Source organism: Streptomyces sp. NPDC001222 (assembly GCF_042896945.1).
In the GTDB taxonomy this organism is placed as follows: domain Bacteria; phylum Actinomycetota; class Actinomycetes; order Streptomycetales; family Streptomycetaceae; genus Streptomyces; species Streptomyces gibsoniae.
Genome location: NZ_JBIAXT010000016.1, coordinates 39019 through 57261, shown reverse-complemented (window position 1 = coordinate 57261; position 18243 = coordinate 39019). Strand labels below are relative to the sequence as shown.

Sequence of the window (18243 nt, the reverse complement as noted above, 5' to 3'; positions counted from 1 at the left end):
GTGGTCGCCGCGAGTCCTGGAGTTGTGTGGTCGCCGCCGGTCCGCCGCGTGCAGCCGCAGCGCTCCGGCGGCGTGCCGTCCGAGTCCCCCTCGGCTCCCGCCGCGAAACGGCCACCCGCCGATCCGGGCGCCGCCGGGTCCCGGACGGCCCCGCGCCCGCCACGCCGTGCCATGTGTCCGGTATGCAGGGGGTGTCCTGTGCGCCTACCGTGGCTCGCATGGGCGATGCGGTGGAACTGGAGGTGGCAGGCCGGACGGTACGGCTGTCCAGTCCGGGCAAGGTCTTCTTCCCGGAGCGCGGCTTCACCAAGCTGGACCTCGCGCAGTACTACCTGGCCGTCGGCCCCGGCATTCTGCGTGCCCTGCGTGACCGGCCCACGACCCTGGAGCGCTATCCGGACGGCGTGACCGGCGAGTCCTTCTTCCAGAAGCGGGCGCCCAAGAACACGCCCGACTGGATCCCCACCGCCCACATCACCTTCCCGAGCGGCCGCAGCGCCGACGAGATGTGCCCCACCGAGGTCGCCGCCGTGGTGTGGGCCGCGCAGTACGGGACCCTCACCTTCCATCCATGGCCGGTGCGCCGCGACGACGTGGACCACCCCGACGAACTCCGCCTCGACCTCGACCCGCAGCCCGGCACCGACTATGCCGACGCGGTGCGCGCCGCCCATGAACTGCGCGCCGTACTCGACGAGTTCGGCGGACTGCGCGGCTGGCCCAAGACCTCCGGCGGCCGGGGGCTGCATGTCTTCGTGCCCATCGAACCGCGCTGGACCTTCACCCAGGTGCGCCGCGCCGCCATCGCGGTGGGGCGCGAGCTGGAGCGCCGGATGCCCCAGCAGGTGACCATCGCCTGGTGGAAGGAGGAGCGGGGAGAAAAGGTATTTCTCGACTACAACCAGACAGCGCGCGACCGCACCATCGCCTCCGCCTATTCGGTACGTCCCCGGCCGCACGCCCCGGTGTCCGCGCCGCTGCACTGGGAGGAGGTTTCCGACGTGGTGCCCGAGGACTTCGATCTGGCGACCATGCCCGAGCGGTTCGCCCGGCTCGGTGACGTCCACGCGGACATGGACGACCATGCCTTCTCCCTGGAGGCGCTCCTCGATCTGGCCCGCCGGGACGAACACGACCATGGCCTCGGCGATCTGCCCTATCCGCCGGAGTACCCGAAGATGCCGGGCGAGCCGAAGCGGGTCCAGCCCAGCCGCGCTCGACGGAACGGCACGCCGCCGACATAGGGCAAGTGCCGATATGGCGGCAATGCGCAGTATTTGTCCTCATTGAGGATAAGATCCCCGCATGCCGCTACCGTCCTCGGTTCGTCCCAGCGGCTCTTATCCGTGAACTCGGAATAGGATGGGGAGTCCGGCATGGACAGACGCAGTTTCAACCGCCGGATGCTGTTGGGGAGTGCGGCCGTTGCGACGTCGCTGTCCGTGGCTCCGGAGGCCGCCGGTACGCCGCTGCGCACGGCGCCCCCCGGAGGCAAGGTCAGGCACATCACGCTCTACGCCGAGAGACTGCGCAACGGGCAGATGGGTTACGGACTGCAGCGGGGGAAGGCGACCATCCCCGGTCCGCTGATCGAGCTCATCGAGGGCGACACGCTGTACATCCATTTCGTGAACACGATGGATGTCACGGTGAGCCTGCATGTGCACGGCCTGGACTACCAGATCTCCCAGGACGGAACCCGCTGGAGCCGCAGCGCGGTTCGGCCCGGCGGCACCCGCACCTACATCTGGCGCACCCATGCCCCCGGCCGCCGCGCGGACGGCTCCTGGCGGGAGGGCAGCGCGGGCTACTGGCACTATCACGACCACATCGTCGGCTCGGACCATGGCACGGGCGGTATCCGCAGAGGTCTGTACGGGCCGGTCATCGTGCGTCGTGCGGGCGACATCCTCCCGCTCAAGACGCACACGATCGTCTTCAACGAGAAGATGATCAACAACCGCACCTCGCACTCCGGCCCGGACTTCACGGCGACGCTCGGGGACCGGGTCGAGTTTGTGATGATCACGCACGGCGACGACTTCCACACCTTCCATATGCACGGCCATCGTTGGGCGCACAACCGCACCGGCCTGCTGAGCGGACCGACCGATCCGAGCCCGATCATCGACAACAGGATCGTGGGCCCCGGAGACTCCTTCGGCTTCCAGGTGCTCGCGGGGGAGGGTGTCGGGCCGGGGGCGTGGATGTACCACTGCCATGTGCAGCACCACGCCGACCGGGGCATGGCCGGGCTGTTCCTGGTGAAGAACCCCAACGGAACGATTCCGACCTACGAGGTGCACCGGCACTAGCTGTTCCACAGCGTCGTCCGCCCGAAGGGCGGGGCCCGCGGCGTCCGGTGCAGGGGGCACCTCCCAGCGATAGCTGGGGGAGCATCGCAAGGCGGAGGGTCGTCCGCGTACCGGGCGCGTACGCGGACGACCCCGACAACGCGGCGAGGTGCCGTACCAGGCGTCGCGGGTCAGACGGGACTTTCGAAACACGCCCTACGTCAAACTCCCGCCTGCGACGCCATGCACGCCCCCCACGCTCGGCTTCGCTCGCGCGGGCGGTGCCCCCACCGCCGCACCGGGCGAAACCCCCCGTACATCCAGTACGACGGCTTCCGCCCGGCACTCCCGCAAGCTCTTCGAGCAGGGGGTACCCCCAGAGCACGCACCTGACGCCGCAGGGCCGCCCTTCGGGCGACGACGCGAGTTCGACGACAGGCCCCGGCGGGCGCCGGCGGCCTCGGTGGCACCGGCCGAGCCCGGCGGGGAGCGCTCTCAGCGTGGGTGCGGCGCGGGCTATCCTGATCGGCAACCGCCGAGGGAGGGGCCCCACGTGACCGAGTCCGCGCCGCGTCCCACCCTGGAGGCCGTGGCCGCCCGGGCCGGGGTCTCGCGGGCCACCGTGTCCCGGGTCGTCAACGGCGGGGACGGCGTGCGCAGACCCCTCGTGGAGCGGGTGCGCCGGGCCGTCGAGGAACTCGGGTACGTGCCCAACCAGGCCGCGCGCACCCTGGTGACCAGGCGGCACGACGCGATCGCCGTCGTCGTCGCCGAACCGGAGACCCGGGTCTTCGCCGACCCCTTCTTCGCCCTGCAACTACGCGGCATCAGCAAGGAACTGACGGCCCATGACTCGCAGCTCGTCCTGCTGCTGACCGAGGGGCGCGCCGACCACGCCCGGGTCGGCCGGTATCTGGCCGGCGGCCATGTCGACGGCGCCCTGGTCTTCTCGCTGCACCTGGAGGACCCGCTGCCCGAGCTGGTGCGGCGCGCCGGGGTGCCCACGGTCTTCGGCGGGCGGCCCGGCTGGGGCGACGGCACGGGCGGCGCCGTGTACGTGGACAGCGACAACCGCGGCGGGGCCCGCGAGGCCGTACGCCATCTCGTGGGCCTCGGCCGCCGCCGGATCGCCCACATCACCGGCGCACTCGACCAGACGTCCGCCGTGGACCGGCTCGACGGGTTCCGGGACGTCATGGCCGGCGCAGTCCCGGAGTTGATCGCCGAAGGGGACTTCACCCCGGCCGGTGGCGAACGTGCCATGCGCCGGCTTCTGGAGCGCTGCCCGGACCTGGACGCCGTGTTCGCCGCGAACGACCTGAGCGCGTCCGGCGCCCTGCGCGTGCTGCGCGCGCTGGGGCGCCGGGTGCCCGAGGACGTCGCCGTCATCGGCTTCGACGACATGCTGCCGGTCGCCGAGCAGACCGACCCGCCCCTGACGACGATCCGTCAGGACACAGAGGAGATGGGCCGGCTGATGGCGCGCCTGCTGCTGCGCGGACTGGACCGGCGCGGTGGCGCGCCGGATTCGGGCGAGGTGTCCGCCTCGGGGGAGACGCCGTCCGGTGTGGTGCTGCCGACGACACTGGTGCGGCGCGCGTCCGCCTGAGCCCGGCGGGCGACCGGTGGACGGGAACGGGCGAGGGCGGGCGCGCGGATCCGGTTGTCAGGTGCCGACGATCACCGTGAAACGCCTCGGGTTGCCGTCGTACGCCGCCCCCGACACGTCCGGCTGGCCGTCCGGCCGGACGTCGTCGTACGGGAACGCGTACCCGATCGGTGTGTTCGCGTGCACGACCCGCGCCCAGTGGTTGGTCACCTGGCCCTGGTAGTAGTCGGCGGCCGTCACGCCGCCCGGCTGGTCGGGGTGGGTGAGCATCAGGGAGCGGTTGAAGCCGGCGGCGAGGCGGGCGAGCAGCGCCTTCCGGTCGTCCGGGTCGCCCGGGTTGTTGGCGAAGGGGCCGTGGTTGCAGGTGAAGACGTCCCGCGAGGTGGGCTTGGCGAAGCTGTGGCCGCCGGTGAAGGTGAGGGTGTCCCCGCTGACCCGACCGGTGAACACGCCCCGGCCGCCCTGGAGGTCGATCCGCAGATCGGTGCCTCGGTACTTCTGCCAGACCTGGTCGGTGTAGGCGGTCCACAGATCGCGGAACGGCATCCTGTCGGGCTGGTCGAAGTACGGCGCCATCAGGTTCTGCGGGGAGATGACCCGGAGCACCTTCCCGTCGGAGCCGTGGACCACCAGCCGGTCCCAGGGCTGTCCGTCCTTCGCCGTCTGGGCTGTGAGGGCCGAGGCGATCCGGTCCACCGCTCCGTCGGACAGCGGTGCGACCGAGTGCGTGGCGTCGCCCTCCAGCGTGAGCCCGATCGGGAGTGCGGTGACCAGGTCGACATAGCTGATGTTGGCGTACAGCTGGCTGGAGTTGAAGGTGAACTCGCAGAACGACCATGTCTTGCCGTAGTTGGGATCCGCGGGTGTCGCGAACGCCGGCTCGACCAGGGCGGGTCCCGGGTTGAGGAAGAAGGCCAGGGTGTCGTCGCGGACGAAGTAGATCCGCGCACCGTACATCTGAGGGAGAGTCAGCACCTTCGGGGAGGAGCCCGCGGCGCCCAGGGGGATGGCGCAGTCGACGGGCAGCGGGGTTCCCGGCGCGGCGGGCGACCCCGGCCGGTAGACGCTGCCGTCGGCCCGAAGGAGTATCCAGTTGCCCGTCGACTGTTCGTGCCCGGTCACATACGCGCGGACCGTGCCCGGCAACGAGGCGTTGCGCAGGGCGAGTTGACAGGTGGCGGGGGCCGCCTGGGCGGCCTTGGAGGCGAGGGCTCCGGAGGCCGCGGCCAGGGCGGTTCCGGACAGAAAGACTCGACGCGATATCACCGGTCGTCTCCCGGGAGTGTGGGGGGTGGGGCCGCAGGGAGGGTTGGGGGTGGAGGGGGGTCCCTGCGGTGGGCTCCACTGTTCCCAGGGGAGGTTGAGGCGTCAAGGGTTATGACTGAGAGCGCTCTCGAAAATTTCTTGCGTTCAAGAAGTGATGGCAACTCCCAGGGATGTCAGTGCTGTTGGTGGTCGGTGCCTGGCCTGGCAGGACCGTCGACCCGAGTCAGTCGGATCCGGGATGTACGCCCCGGACCCGAGCGCCCCGGCGAGGTCAGCCCTGCCGGCGCGGGGCGCTCTTGAGCACCGCGAAGTGCGCTCCGTACGGGTCGACGAGCCGGGCGATACGACCCACCCCTTCGAGGTCCGTGGCCGGCAGCCGGACCGTGCCGCCCAGCTCCTGGACCCTCCTCACCGTGGCATCCGCGTCCGCGACGGAGAAGTACGGCAGCCAGTGCGCACCGAACCCCGCTTCCAGGGGGTCGTCGGCCAGCGGTACGAGGCCGCCGAACATGGCGTCCGCGCCCGCGCCCTCGGGGTTGATGCACGTGTAGGTGCCGCCGGGGAAGGGCACGCCCTCGGTCTCCCACCCGAGCACCCGGTGGTAGAACGCGGCGGCGCGGGCGATGTCCGGGGTGTACAGCTCGACCCAGCACGCCGCCCCGGGGGTGCCGGCCACCTCGATGCCCTTGGTCCTGGCCGGCTGCCAGATGCCGAAGGGGACCCCCGCGGGGTCGGCCAGGATGGCCATGTGGCCCTCGCCCATGACGTCCATGGGCTGGACCCGCACGCTGCCGCCGGCCTGCTCGGCCGCCTTCGCCGTGGCCTCCGCGTCGGAGCTCTGGAAGTAGATGGTCCACGAGGGCGGCCCCTGCTCCTCGGTGATCTCCATACCGCCGGCCACCGTCCTGCCGGAGAGCTGGAAGAAGCCGTACTCCCCGGCTTCGGGGCCCGCCGACTCGAACTGCCAGCCGAAGAGGCCGCCGTAGAAGGTGACGGCGCCGTCGATGTCCGGGGTGCCGACATCCAGCCAGTTCGGGGCGCCGTCGACGAAGCGGGTGGTGAGCATGACTGCCCTCCTTCGAGGGTCCTGCGAGGGTTCCCGGTGCCTGTACTGCCGAGTCTTTCACCGCTCACCGGCAATCGCCCGGCAATCGCCGAAGGAGTCATGGGTTCCGGCCTCCGTGACGGTGGGTGACCGGTAGAGTGCGTCTGCGTGGCGGGTGTTCGTGACACGCCGCGCGCCGCCGTGCGTCGCCCCCTTCGGCGCGGTCACCATGGGAGCCGCGGGCGAGGCCCCGGGCCGAGGCGTTGATCCCGCGTTGATCAGACGTTTTTCGCGACGCGACACGCTCTCGAACATGCACATCGAAGCGAGCACTGTGTCCGACATCGCCTGGCACGAGCAGGCGCTGTGCGCGCAGACGGGGGCCGATTTCTTCTTCCCGGAGCCGGGCAGTTCGGTGCGGGAGGCGAAGCGGATCTGTGGACTGTGCGTGATCCGCTCAGCCTGTCTCGACTACGCGCTCGCCCACGACGAACGGTTCGGCGTCTGGGGCGGGCTGTCCGAGAAGGAGCGGCTGCATCTGCGGCGGGGACGGGAGAGCGAGTGAGGTCCGGCCGGACCGTCGTGGGACACCTCGGACCGGCCTGTCGAACGGCACGCGGTGGCCGACCGGCGCGACAGCGGGGGAGCGCCCGCCGCACCCGCGTGAGAGCCGGGGCCCGGTGTTCGTCCGGATGCGCGTCCGGTCGCGTGGGACGATCCTGGAGACATGTCCGGACGGGCTCCTGTCATCGTTCATCCACCGTCGGGCACCGGCGGCCGACGGGTGACCGCGCGCGGGGAGAGTCTGGGGCTGGCGTTCTCGGACGAGGACGTGATCGAGTTTCTGGGCCGGGCGGGCCTGCCCGACGCCGAGGATCTGCTCGACGATCCCGCATGGGTGAAGTGGCGCGGAGCGGAGGCGCACCACTACGAGGCCGTGTAGGAGACCTCCTCCTCGCCGAGGCCCTGGAGAAGCCCCAGTGCTGTGGCCGGGAAGGTTCGCCGGGCGTCGCGAGCCGGTGAACATTCCCGGCCGCTGCACCAGTGCCCCGGCAGGCGACGTCTGCCCGTCGAGGAGCGGCGTCATGGGTGTCCCCCTGCTCTAGCGAAGCCGAGAGCTTGGGGGAGCGTGCTCCGGGGTCCCCCTACTCGAAGAGCTTTGGGGGTGCCGGCCGGAAGTTCTCGTAATGGACGTACTTGGGCTTTCGGCCGGTGCGGCGGTGGGGGCATCGCCCGCGCGAGCGAAGCCAGGCGTGGGGAGCGTGCCGGGCGTCGCTACCGGGCGAACGTCGCCTGTCGGGGCACTGGTGTGCTGCGCCGTTGTTTCATCAGTAGTTTCGAGGTGGCACTTCGGCCCGATCCGAGTGGCCGACCAGGCGCCTTGATCATTCGCGGTGCAGCAGAACTGCCTACGAACTTCGGGCGCACGACACTAGCTGACCGGCGCCAGTACGGCGAGCGTCTCGTAGGCCTCGCGCAGCGCCAGCCGCAGCATCACCGGCGGATGCAGCGCCGTGCACGCGTCGGGGGGAACGATCCACTCCAGCGAGCGGGCCGTCCGGTGCGGCGGGGGCACCGCGACCCACGCCCCCCTGCTCGCATGCCGGACCCCCTCCCCGGACCAGTGGCCGGCCGGATCCGGGGGCACGAGAAAGCCCACCCGGTGCGCCGTCGAGTCCACGAGTGTCGGCCCGGGGGTGCGCGCGGGGTCGTACCACAGGATGTCCAGGGTGAGCAGGCCGAGTTGGCGGGGGACACTCACCAGGTCCCAGTGGCGCCCGGCCTCCATCAGGATCGTTCCGTCACCTGGCAGCCACGCCCGCTCGCCCGCCTGAGGGTCCGGCGTGGCGGCCGCAAGCCACTCCACGCCGTGTGTCCACATCGCATTCGTCATCACAGGCTCCAGGGGCCACCCGGCCCGACCAGGCGTAGTTCGGGGACTGGGCCGGGTGAATGTCCACGGGGGAACACCGACCGGCATATGCATGTTGATGCATGGTGCCCCCTGGCAAAAGGGTGGCGAGGCCTGGCGTTTACTGCCGAAACGTTAAGGTTGCGTTCGGAGCGGCGCCGAGCGCCCCCCGCTACGCCCCCGCGCGCGCCGCCATGCGAGCCTTGCGCGCCGCCAGCCGCTCGTCGAACTTCAGGGCCTCGGCGTCGAGCCCGCCCATGAACAGACCGAGTTCCTCCTGGGCCTGGCGGCCCTCGGGGCCGAGGCCGTCGATCTCCAGGACCTTCAGATGGCGCAGCACCGGCTGGAGCACGTCGTCGTGGTGGATGCGCAGGTTGTAGACCTCGCCGATCGCCATCTGCGCGGCGGCGCGCTCGAAGCCGGGGATGCCGTGGCCCGGCATGCGGAAGTTGACCACGACGTCCCGGACCGCCTGCATGGTCGGGTCGGGCGCGATCTCGAAGGCGGCCTTCAGCAGGTTCCGGTAGAAGACCATGTGCAGGTTCTCGTCGGTCGCGATGCGCGCGAGCATCCGGTCGCAGACCGGGTCGCCGGACTGGTGGCCGGTGTTGCGGTGCGAGATACGGGTGGCCAGCTCCTGGAAGGCGACGTACGCGACGGAGTGCAGCATCGAGTGCCCGTTGTCCGACGTGAAGCCTTCGCTCATGTGCGCCATGCGGAACCGTTCCAGCTTGTCCGGGTCGACCGCGCGCGAGGCGAGCAGATAGTCGCGCATCACGATGCCGTGCCGGCCCTCCTCGGCGGTCCAGCGGTGCACCCAGGTGCCCCAGGCCCCGTCCCGGCCGAAGAGGGAGGCGATCTCGTGGTGGTAGCTGGGGAGGTTGTCCTCCGTCAGCAGATTGACGACCAGCGCGATCCGGCCGATCTCGGTGACCTTGGACTGCTCCTTGTCCCAGGCCGTGCCGTCCTCGAAGAAGCCGGGGAAGTTGCGCCCGTCGCTCCACGGCACGTACTCGTGCGGCATCCAGTCCTTGGCGACCTTCAGATGGCGGTTCAACTCCTTTTCGACCACTTCCTCCAGGGCGTACAGCAGCCGGGCGTCGGTCCAGACGGACGGGCTGCCGAGGTGCGGGGAAGTGATCGTCACGGGAACTCCATGGGGACGTCGGGCAAACCGGCGAGCGGCGCCGGAACCTACGGGATCGTAGGCTACGTGGCCGTAGGTTACGAACCCGTAGGTTAAGCGCGCTGTAAAAGCCCTGCTCGGGCAGGGGTCCTCATGAAGGCGTCAGGCCGGGCCACGGCCGGCGACGGGTACGCTGAGGACCTTGCGGAAGCGGGGCCGTAGGGGTCCGTGCGCCAGGCGGGTCAGTCGTACAGCCCTCGCAGACGCACCGAGAGGCACGTCACGCAGCCCTCCAGCTTTTCGAACTCGCCGATGTCCACCAGGACCGGTTCATGTCCGAGGTCGGCGAGCAACTCGGCCGTCCTCGGGGCACTGTCGGCCATCAGCAGCTTGTGGCCGCCGAGCAGCACCACGTGCGCACCGGACTCCTCCGGCACCGGCAGGAAACGCGGAAACAGCGCCGGTTTGTCCACATGTGGCACATGGCCGATAACGGTGCCGTCGGGGAGCGCGGTGACCGCCGACTTCAGGTGCAGCACCCGGGTGACCGGCACGGCGACCACCCGGGCGCCCAGCGGTTCGAAGACCGCGCGCACCTGCTGGATCGCGGCGCTGTTGGTACGGCCGCTGCGGCCGACGTAGATCGTGTCGTCGACCTTGAGGATGTCCCCTCCGTCGAGGGTGCCCGGCTCCCAGATCCAGTTCACCGAGCAGCCGAGCTGGGCCACCGCCTCCTCGACGCCCGCCGTCTCCCCGCGCCGGGAACCGGCCCCGGGCCGGGCTATCAGCGCCACGTTCTTGTACATCACCACCGCGTCCTCGACGAACACCGAGTCCGGGCAGTCGTCGGCGGGTTCCACCTCGACGGTCTCCCAGCCGTGCGTGCGCAGGGCCTTCGTGTACGCCTCCCACTGCTCCAGGGCGCGGTCGACGTCGACCTTCTCCCGTCGGATGTGGGTGACCAGCCCCTCGGCGAGGCGGGGGCTCGGTCGGCGGACGAGGGCCTTCTTGCTGGGCACGTAAAACTCCGTCTCGGCTGATGGTGTCGCCCGCCATCATGCAGGGGCCGTACCCCGGGGACAAAGCCCCGGGGTACGCCTCCCCTGCTACGCCGGACGCCCGACGGCTTCCGGTGTGGTCTCCGTGAGTTCGCCGTCGAGCAGCAGCCAGCGGGTGATGCCGATCGACTCCAGGAACGGCATGTCGTGCGTGGCCACGATCAGTGCTCCCTCGTACGACTCCAGGGCCGTGGTCAGCTGCCGCACGCTCGCCATGTCCAGGTTGTTGGTCGGCTCGTCCAGCATCAGCAGCTGCGGCGCGGGCTCGGCGAGCATCAGCGCGGCAAGGGCGGCACGGAACCGCTCGCCGCCGGACAGGGTCCCGGCCGGCTGGTCGGCCCGCGCGCCACGGAACAGGAAGCGGGCCAGCCGGGCCCGGACCCGGTTGTCGGTGGCCCCCGGCGCGAACCGGGCCACGTTCTGCGCGACCGTCAGTCCGTCGTCCAGGACGTCCAGTCGCTGCGGCAGGAAACGCAGTGGCACATGGGCCGTCACCTCGCCCGTCACCGGCTGGAGCTCACCGGCGATCGTCCGCAGCAGGGTGGTCTTGCCCGCGCCGTTCCGCCCGATCAACGCGATCCGCTCGGGACCGTGCAGATCGAGACTTCCGGCCACCCGCGCGCCGTACGTCAGTTCCAGATCCCTCAACGTGAGCACCGACCGCCCCGGCGGGACCGCCGTGTACGGCAGGTCGACACGGATCTCGTCGTCGTCCCGTACCGCACCGGCCGCCTCGTCGAGGCGCTCCCTGGCCTCGGCGAGCCGCTCCTCGTGCAGGATGCGGTGCTTGCCCGCGGACTCCTGAGCCGCCCGTTTGCGTCCTCCCATGACAATCTTCGGTTCCCGTTTGCTGTCCCACATCCGCTGGCCGTACCGCTTGCGGCGGGCCAGCTTCACCTGGGCGTCGGCCAGCTCCCGCCTCTGCTTGCGCACGTCCGCCTCGGCGACGCGCACCATGCGTTCCGCCGCCTCCTGCTCCGCCGCCAGCGCCTCCTCGTAGGCGGAGAAGGTGCCGCCGAACCAGACGACCTCCCCGGAGCGCAGATCCGCGATCTGGTCGACCAGATCGAGGAGTTCACGGTCGTGGCTGACCACGACCATCACCCCCGACCATGCCTCGACCGCCGCGTACAGCCGTCGGCGCGCGTACAGGTCGAGGTTGTTGGTGGGCTCGTCGAGCAGGAGCACGTCGGGGCGGCGCAGCAGCAGCGCGGCCAGGCGCAGCAGGACGGACTCGCCTCCGGACACCTCTCCGATCGTGCGGTCCAGGCCGATGTGACCGAGCCCGAGCTCACCGAGCATCGCCTCGGCGCGTTCCTCCACGTCCCAGTCGTCGCCCACGGCCGCGAAGTGCTCCTCGGCCCCGTCGCCCGCCTCGATGGCGTGCAGCGCGGCGCGATTGGAGGCGATACCGAGCGCCTCGTCCACACGCAGCGCGGTGTCGAGTGTGACGTTCTGCGGCAGATAGCCGATCTCGCCGGCGACGCGCACGGTGCCCTCGGCCGGGACGAGCTCACCGGCGATCAGCTTCAACAGGGTGGACTTTCCTGCTCCGTTGACGCCGACGAGTCCTGTCCGGCCGGGGCCGAACGCGAGCTGGAGGTCCTCGAAGACAGGGGTGCCGTCGGGCCAGGAGAAGGACAGGGACGTGCAGGTGATGGCAGGGGTGTGTGACATGCGGGCCTCGCGACTGCTCGAAACGGGTGGGGCGACGCGTGTGAGACACCGCAAGGGGGCGACGGTCCGCGGACACGGAGAAGATCCCGCGCCGGAAGTCAGGACGGCTCGAACGCCGAGGTCGCACGCTACGCACACAGACGCGGACAGCGCTGTGTGACGCGGTGTCTCAGGACCTCAGACGAGCAACGTCCTTCTCCAATCGGCGGCAACAGGACGTGCTCCACGGTAGGTAGGGGCTCCAGGGGTGTCAACGCAATATTCGGTGGACCCGTCCGCGTCCGGTCGGCGCCCCGGTGCCCCCTCCCGCCGCGCACTCGTGTCCCCCGCCCGTCCGTGGTCTCTTCCGCCCCGGAGGTTCGCCGTCACCTCCGTACCGGGCATTCGTATTCACGTCCGTACGGGGCACCCGTACGCCACATCGAATCCGAGCGCAAGGAGGCCTCGTGTCCGACGGCTCCCCCTCGCTGCCCGCCCGGCTGTATCTGCTCGCCTGGGACACCAGTCGGCGCAGGCTCCGCCACGACCCCGGCCTCGCCCCCCTGGTGCGGGCGGGCGCCTTGACCGAGCTGGCGGGGCGTGGACTGCTCGTCGACGCGGACGGTGTGGCCACCCCGCGCGATCTCGACGCCCACAGCGGCGACCCCGTCCTCGACGGACTCCTCGAACTCGTCATGGAGTCCCGGCCCGGTCCCTGGGAGTCCTGGGTGACCCGCTACGCCGGTGTCACCCTCGACGCGGTCCGCGCCCAGCTCGCCGCGGCGGGGTTTCTGCGCGCCGACAGCAGGAGGGGGCTCGGGCTCCTCCGGCCCGTGGAGTACACGCTGGAGCGGGTGCAGACGGTCGAGTCGCTGCAACGCAAGGCGCGGCAGACACTCACGGGCCCCGAACCCGTCGCCGAGGTCCTCGAGGAAGACGCCGCCCTCGTGGCCCTGGGCGCCGCGGCCGGACTGCCCACGGTGGCGAGTCCCGCGGACCCCGAACGGCACGGGGAACGGATCGAGGCCCTGACGGTCCGCGGGAGCCGCGCGGTGCCCGTGCTGGGCAGGGTCGTACTCGGGGTGCGCGCGGCCGTGTCCGGGCCGGACGCCGCCGCGCCATCCGCCCGGACCGGCGGCTGACACCCCGAAGGCGTTCGTATCTGTCGGATTGCCGCGAGCGACGGCCCCCGCAGGCTGGTTGGCTGGGTGCATGACCGACGCCACCCACCTGCGCGAGCAGGCCCTCTCCTTCCACGCCCTGCACACCCCCGGCCGACCCCTGGTGCTGCCGAACGCCTGGGACACCGTCAGCGCACGGCTCGTCGTGCGGGCGGGCGCGGCAGCCGTCGCAACCACCAGTGCCGGGATCGCCTGGGACCTGGGCACCGCCGACGGGGACCGGCTGTCCCGCGACGACGCCCTCCGGGCCCTGGCGCGCATCGCGGGCGCGGTGACCGTACCCGTGAGCGCGGACATCGAGGCCGGTTACGCAGCCGACGCGGAGGGCGTCGCCGACACCGCCGCGGCGGTGCTCGCGGCGGGTGCCGTCGGCGTGAACATCGAGGACGGTGTGCACGCCGGATCTGCTCCGCTGCGCCCGGTCGCGGAACAGGCGACGCGCATCGCCGCGGCGCGCGCGGCCGCCGACGCCGCAGGCGTGCCGCTGTTCGTCAACGCGCGCGTGGACACGTATCTGAGGGGCGCGGGCGGACTGGGGGAGACCCTGGAGCGGGCCGCGTCCTTCCTCGCCGCGGGGGCGGACGGCGTCTTCGTGCCCGGGGTCGTCGACCCGGTGACCGTGAAGGCACTCGTCGAGGGGATCGAGGGGCCGCTGAACGTGATGATCGGGCCCGGCGCGCCGACGGTCCCCGAACTCGCCGCCCTCGGGGTCGCCCGGGTCAGTGCCGGGTCGGGCGTCGCACAGGCCGCCCATGGCCTCGTCCACCGTGCCGCGCGGGAGCTGCTGGGCACGGGAACCTACGGGGCACTGGCCGGCGGACTCTCCTACGACGAGCTGAACGGGCTGCCGGACGCGGGCCGTTGACCGTCGTCCTCGGCACGCGGCGTCCTACGACCGGTTCCGCCGCGGGGCGCGTTCAGCACGCGTCCCGCATCAGCTCCGCCAGGTCGTGGTCCAGGTCCACCTGCAGATGCTCCAGACCGGCCGGCACCAGCTCGGTGGTCCGCTGCAGAAAGTGCCGGATCTCCTTGGAGTGCACATGTACCACGGCCGTGCCCTCCGGAGCGTGGAACTCCAGGACGGTGCGGTCGTAGCCGTAGGGCCGCACCCGGACGTCGCCGTGTCCCTCGGGGCCCTCCAGGCCCGCCGCGAGCAGCTCGCGGGAGAAGGTCCAGCAGACCTCGACGCCTTCGAGGGTGGCGGGGGCCGGGAAGGTCATACGCACGGCGAACGGGTCGCGCCGGTCGTAGTGGAGCATGGCCGGGATGCTCGGCATCCGCGGCGCTGCGGCGACGAGACGGGCCTCCACGGGCTGCTCGATGAGGGTGGACAACGCCTTGCTCCCTTGTGACGGCTGGACGGACTGGGGCGGATGCGGCCTGAGCATCTGAAGAGACGATGGAATCGGCCGATCCGTGCACATGAATTGCGAGTGACCTCTGTCACCGAGACCATGCTCCTGAGGCGGGTGTCACTGATCGTTCTCTGTCCCGCGGTGTCCGGTACACCGGAGGGGACACCGGGCGCGGCCGCACGGTTCCCGGACGAGGCCATCTGGACGGCACCGGGCCGGTGGACTAACTTCGCGCGCCATGACAGCCATGGGGAGCAGGGGACGTACGGGCCGGACGGTGGCCGCGGGAGTGTGTGCGGCGGCGCTCGCCGCGCTGGGGGCGGCGCCCGCGCAGGCGCACGAGACGCGGCGGCCGGTGCACTGGCAGCTCAAGGACACCGGCACGGACGCCCGCTTCCGCGGGCTGTCGGCGGTCAGCCGGCACACCGCCTGGCTGGCCGGATCCAAGGGCACCGTGTTGCGCACCACCGACGGCGGCGCGCACTGGCAGAACGTCTCCCCGCCGGGCGGCGCCGATCTGGAGTTCCGCGACATCGAGGCGTTCGACGCCCGGCACGCGGTGGTGCTGGCCATCGGCGAGGGCGAGGCCTCCCGGCTGCTGCGCACCGACGACGGCGGACGGACCTGGACCGAGACGTTCCGCAACACCGACGCCAAGGCCTTCTACGACTGCCTCGCCTTCTTCGACCGGCGCCACGGCCTCGCCGTGAGCGACCCGGTCGACGGCAGGTTCCGCCTCCTGTCCACCAGCGACGGCGGCCGCTCCTGGACGGTTCTGCCCGGCGCCGGGATGCCCGCCGCCCAGGACGGCGAGGCCGGCTTCGCGGCCAGTGGCCAGTGTCTGGTCACTTCGGGGTCGCACGATGTCTGGCTCGCCACCGGCGGTGGCGCCCACGCGCGCGTGCTCCACTCCGCGGACCGCGGCGTGACCTGGACCGCCGCGGACACACCGGTCCCCGCGGGCGATCCGGCACGCGGTGTCTTCGCGCTCGCCTTCCGCGACCGCACGCACGCCCTGGCGGTCGGCGGCGACTACCGGCCCGACCAGCCGTCACCCCGCTCCGCCGCGGTGAGCCGGGACGGCGGCCGTACCTGGACGCCCTCCGCCCAGCCCCCGCCGGCCTACCGCTCCGGTGTCACCTGGCTCCCGCACAGCCGTACGACCGCACTTGCCGTCGGCCCGACCGGCACCGATCTCACCACGGACGGCGGCCGCACCTGGAAGACCGTCGACACCGGGTCGTACGACACCGTGAACTGCGCTCCCGACCGGGTCTGCTGGGCCTCCGGCGAGAAGGGGCGGGCCGCCCGGCTGGAGCCCTGACCCGTGATCCCGGTCGATAGGGGGGTACTCGGTCGGCATCCGCACCGAGAGGAAGTGACCGGTCATGCCACGTGGCTCCAGCCCCAAGCGGGAACGTCAGTACGAGCACATCAAGGAGAGCGCGCTCGACCGAGGGGAGAGCAAGGGGCGCGCCGAGGAGATCGCGGCCCGCACCGTGAACAAGGAACGCGCCCGCTCCGGCGAGTCCAAGACCGCGAGCCGCACGTCCATCCAGGACATGTCGTCCGGCAGGCGCGGCGGACAGCGCTCGGGCCACGGCTCCCAGGGGCCGACCTACGACCAGCTCTACGAGGAGGCCAAGCAGCGCAACATCCGAGGCCGTTCGGACATGAACAAGAGCGAACTGAAGCGTGCGCTGGGCAAGTGACACCGAGCCGCGGGACCGTACGCTCGACGCACCATGACGATCGTACGCATCCCCGCGGGCTGGCCCGCGAGCGAAGAAGAAGCCCGGGCCGCGCAGGACGAGTTGCGCGGCCGGGTGGTCCTCGACGAGCCGGGGCCGCCGCCCGGAACCGGCCGGGTGACCGGGGTCGATGTGGCCTACGACGACGAGCGCGGGGTGGTCGCGGCGGCGGCCGTCGTCCTGGACGCGGCCACGCTCGGCGTGCTCGCCGAGGCCACCGCCGTCGGCGAGGTCTCCTTTCCCTATGTGCCCGGCCTCCTCGCCTTCCGCGAGGTGCCCACCGTGCTGGCCGCCCTGGCCGCCCTCGACCGGGACCCCGGGCTGGTGGTGTGCGACGGCTACGGCCTCGCCCACCCACGCCGCTTCGGGCTGGCGAGCCACCTCGGTGTCCTCACCGGGCTGCCCACGATCGGCGTGGCCAAGAACCCCTTCACCTTCACCTACGAGGAGCCGGACCGGCCGCGCGGCAGCACCAGCCCCCTGCGCGCCGGCCCGGACGAGGTCGGCCGGGCCGTGCGCACCCGGGCGGGCGTCAAACCGGTGTTCGTCTCGGTCGGACACCGGGTCGGCCTCGATCGCGCCTGCGCCCACACCCTCGCGCTCGCACCGAAGTACCGTCTGCCCGAGTCCACCCGGCGCGCGGACGCCCTGTGCCGCCGCGCCCTGAAGGAGACGGGGGGCCGGGCGGGCGCGCCGAGCTGAGCGCGTCACCGGGCCCCCGACGCAGTGGCGCTACTGCCGCGCCGCCACCCGGAAGGTGATGCCCGCCGCCCGGAGGCGCTCGATGAGGGCGTTGCCCAGGGCCTCGGCGGTGGTCACCTGGCCGGAGGTGCCCGGCAGATCGTCGAGAGCGAGGGACAGGGCCGACTCCGCGAACATCTTCGCCGTTTCGTCGTAGCCCGGGTCCCCGCCCGCGACCTCCGTGAACACGCGCCGCCCGCCGCCCTCGCCCACGAACCGCACCGTGAACCAGCTCCTGGCCCGCTTCTCGGGATCCGGCCCGTCCCCGGGCCTGAGCCGGTCCGAGAGCCACCGCCGGGCGGGCGGCAGCTGCGCGGCCGTGAACAGCGCGCCCGCGGCCATGACCCCGCCCAGCGCGTACGGCAGGGTCTCGACGGCCGCGTAGTGCCGGTAGCGGAAGTCCGGACCGTACCGCTCCAGCACCCGGGCCGAGCGGCGCACCACCTGGGCGTCGATGGTGGGCAGCGGCAGCGCCCAGGCGCCGACCTCCTTCGCGAACCGCGGCGCGCCGAGGGGAGCCTGCGCCCGCCGTCCCAGCAGGCGCGGCTCGTGCCGTCCGCGGTCCCGGGCCGCCGCCAGCATGTGCGGGCCGCGCGCCATCTGGCCGAGCGCGGAGGCGAACGTGCCGCCCGAGAACATCGCCTCCGCGCGGACGAACCCGTCGACTCTCAGCGGCACCCCCTCGGGGAGCTGCTGGACGGTGAAGTACGCCCCCAGGTCGTGCGGAACGGAGTCGAACCCGCACGCGTGCACGAGGCGTGCGCCCGTCTCCCGCGCGCGTGCGTCGTGCCGTACATAGACGAGGTCGACGAACTCGGCCTCGCCGCTGAGGTCCAGATAGTCGGTGCCCGCGTCTGCGCAGGCCGCCACCAGTTCCTCGCCGTACTCCAGATAGGGCCCGACGGTGGTGGCGAGTACGCGCGCGGAGCGGGCGAGTTCCCGCAGCGATCGAGGATCCGCGACATCGGCCCGCAGCACACCGGGCTCGGCGGGCCCGGTCAGCTGCTCCCGCAGTCGCTCCAGCTTCTCGGTGCTGCGGCCTGCCAAAGCCCAGCGCAGCCCTTCGGGGGCGTGCGCGGCGAGGTACCGCGCGGTGAGCGCGCCCACGAAACCCGTGGCGCCGAACAGCACGACGTCGTACGCGCGCTCCGTCTTCAGCCTGCCCATGACACCTCTCCGCCCGTGTCGTTGTCGGTGGCTGAGGCTAGCGTGAGAGGCGGGTCATCGAGCGACGAGGTCGGCGCGAGGC

At 71.8% G+C, this 18243-nt stretch carries 18 protein-coding genes; 10 read left to right on the top strand and 8 right to left on the bottom strand.

The window, feature by feature from the left end; translation table 11 throughout:
• Positions 1 to 218 precede the first annotated feature (218 nt).
• From ligD to ACFY2Z_RS22010, 3 genes are all read left to right on the top strand, one after another.
• On the top strand, positions 219 to 1244 hold the full coding sequence (gene ligD, locus ACFY2Z_RS22020; protein WP_390745788.1) for a non-homologous end-joining DNA ligase: 1026 nt from the start codon (positions 219 to 221) through the stop codon (positions 1242 to 1244).
• A gap of 132 nt (positions 1245 to 1376) precedes the next feature.
• Positions 1377 to 2315, top strand: a complete 939-nt coding sequence (locus tag ACFY2Z_RS22015; RefSeq protein WP_390745787.1) for a multicopper oxidase domain-containing protein — start codon at positions 1377 to 1379, stop codon at positions 2313 to 2315.
• 532 nt (positions 2316 to 2847) lie between these two features.
• Positions 2848 to 3903 (top strand): LacI family DNA-binding transcriptional regulator, encoded by a 1056-nt coding sequence (locus ACFY2Z_RS22010; RefSeq protein WP_390745786.1) that lies wholly within the window; start codon positions 2848 to 2850, stop codon positions 3901 to 3903.
• 57 nt (positions 3904 to 3960) lie between these two features.
• On the opposite strand, the gene ACFY2Z_RS22005 is transcribed toward ACFY2Z_RS22010, so the two are convergent.
• Entirely contained in the window at positions 3961 to 5169 is a 1209-nt protein-coding gene (locus tag ACFY2Z_RS22005; protein ID WP_390745785.1) for a glycoside hydrolase family 64 protein, read from the bottom strand.
• Between the two features lie 271 nt (positions 5170 to 5440).
• Entirely contained in the window at positions 5441 to 6235 is a 795-nt protein-coding gene (locus ACFY2Z_RS22000) for a VOC family protein (RefSeq protein ID WP_390745784.1), read from the bottom strand.
• A gap of 292 nt (positions 6236 to 6527) precedes the next feature.
• Here ACFY2Z_RS22000 and ACFY2Z_RS21995 point away from each other — a divergent pair, with 292 nt between their 5' ends.
• Positions 6528 to 6779 carry a WhiB family transcriptional regulator gene (locus ACFY2Z_RS21995; protein ID WP_390745783.1) on the top strand — a complete coding sequence of 84 codons (252 nt, stop codon included), beginning with the start codon at positions 6528 to 6530 and terminating at the stop codon, positions 6777 to 6779.
• A gap of 162 nt (positions 6780 to 6941) precedes the next feature.
• Positions 6942 to 7157: a hypothetical protein gene (locus tag ACFY2Z_RS21990; protein WP_311694183.1), complete on the top strand. Its 216-nt coding sequence runs from the start codon at positions 6942 to 6944 to the stop codon at positions 7155 to 7157.
• 489 nt (positions 7158 to 7646) lie between these two features.
• Here ACFY2Z_RS21990 and ACFY2Z_RS21985 read toward each other — a convergent pair whose 3' ends face one another.
• The 4 genes from ACFY2Z_RS21985 to ACFY2Z_RS21970 form a co-directional block, all read right to left on the bottom strand.
• On the bottom strand, positions 7647 to 8108 hold the full coding sequence (locus ACFY2Z_RS21985) for a hypothetical protein (protein WP_390745782.1): 462 nt from the start codon (positions 8106 to 8108) through the stop codon (positions 7647 to 7649).
• Between the two features lie 190 nt (positions 8109 to 8298).
• Positions 8299 to 9273, bottom strand: a complete 975-nt coding sequence (locus ACFY2Z_RS21980; RefSeq protein ID WP_390745781.1) for an acyl-ACP desaturase — start codon at positions 9271 to 9273, stop codon at positions 8299 to 8301.
• A gap of 221 nt (positions 9274 to 9494) precedes the next feature.
• A complete protein-coding gene (gene ddaH, locus ACFY2Z_RS21975; RefSeq protein ID WP_390745780.1) occupies positions 9495 to 10271 on the bottom strand; it encodes a dimethylargininase in 777 nt (258 codons plus the stop codon).
• An 87-nt stretch (positions 10272 to 10358) separates the two neighbouring features.
• A complete protein-coding gene (locus ACFY2Z_RS21970; protein WP_390745779.1) occupies positions 10359 to 11987 on the bottom strand; it encodes an ABC-F family ATP-binding cassette domain-containing protein in 1629 nt (542 codons plus the stop codon).
• Between the two features lie 446 nt (positions 11988 to 12433).
• Between ACFY2Z_RS21970 and ACFY2Z_RS21965 the strand changes: the two genes are divergently transcribed.
• Both ACFY2Z_RS21965 and ACFY2Z_RS21960 read left to right on the top strand, forming a co-directional pair.
• Positions 12434 to 13108 carry a GPP34 family phosphoprotein gene (locus ACFY2Z_RS21965; RefSeq protein ID WP_390745778.1) on the top strand — a complete coding sequence of 225 codons (675 nt, stop codon included), beginning with the start codon at positions 12434 to 12436 and terminating at the stop codon, positions 13106 to 13108.
• A 70-nt stretch (positions 13109 to 13178) separates the two neighbouring features.
• Positions 13179 to 14012 carry an isocitrate lyase/phosphoenolpyruvate mutase family protein gene (locus tag ACFY2Z_RS21960; RefSeq protein WP_390745777.1) on the top strand — a complete coding sequence of 278 codons (834 nt, stop codon included), beginning with the start codon at positions 13179 to 13181 and terminating at the stop codon, positions 14010 to 14012.
• 52 nt (positions 14013 to 14064) lie between these two features.
• Here ACFY2Z_RS21960 and ACFY2Z_RS21955 read toward each other — a convergent pair whose 3' ends face one another.
• The gene (locus ACFY2Z_RS21955) at positions 14065 to 14481 is read right to left on the bottom strand and encodes an SsgA family sporulation/cell division regulator (RefSeq protein ID WP_355918754.1); all 417 of its coding nucleotides are present in this window, start codon (positions 14479 to 14481) and stop codon (positions 14065 to 14067) included.
• A gap of 268 nt (positions 14482 to 14749) precedes the next feature.
• On the opposite strand from ACFY2Z_RS21955, the gene ACFY2Z_RS21950 reads away from it, so the two are divergent.
• The 3 genes from ACFY2Z_RS21950 (at position 14750) to ACFY2Z_RS21940 (ending at position 16955) form a co-directional block, all read left to right on the top strand.
• Positions 14750 to 15826 (top strand): WD40/YVTN/BNR-like repeat-containing protein, encoded by a 1077-nt coding sequence (locus ACFY2Z_RS21950; protein ID WP_390745884.1) that lies wholly within the window; start codon positions 14750 to 14752, stop codon positions 15824 to 15826.
• Positions 15827 to 15890: 64 nt separating this feature from the next.
• A complete protein-coding gene (locus ACFY2Z_RS21945) occupies positions 15891 to 16214 on the top strand; it encodes a plasmid stabilization protein (protein ID WP_390745776.1) in 324 nt (107 codons plus the stop codon).
• Between the two features lie 33 nt (positions 16215 to 16247).
• Positions 16248 to 16955 carry an endonuclease V gene (locus tag ACFY2Z_RS21940; protein WP_390745775.1) on the top strand — a complete coding sequence of 236 codons (708 nt, stop codon included), beginning with the start codon at positions 16248 to 16250 and terminating at the stop codon, positions 16953 to 16955.
• Between the two features lie 30 nt (positions 16956 to 16985).
• Here the strand turns inward: ACFY2Z_RS21940 and ACFY2Z_RS21935 are convergent, their stop codons facing one another.
• Entirely contained in the window at positions 16986 to 18161 is a 1176-nt protein-coding gene (locus ACFY2Z_RS21935) for a saccharopine dehydrogenase family protein (RefSeq protein ID WP_390745774.1), read from the bottom strand.
• Positions 18162 to 18243: the final 82 nt, after the last annotated feature.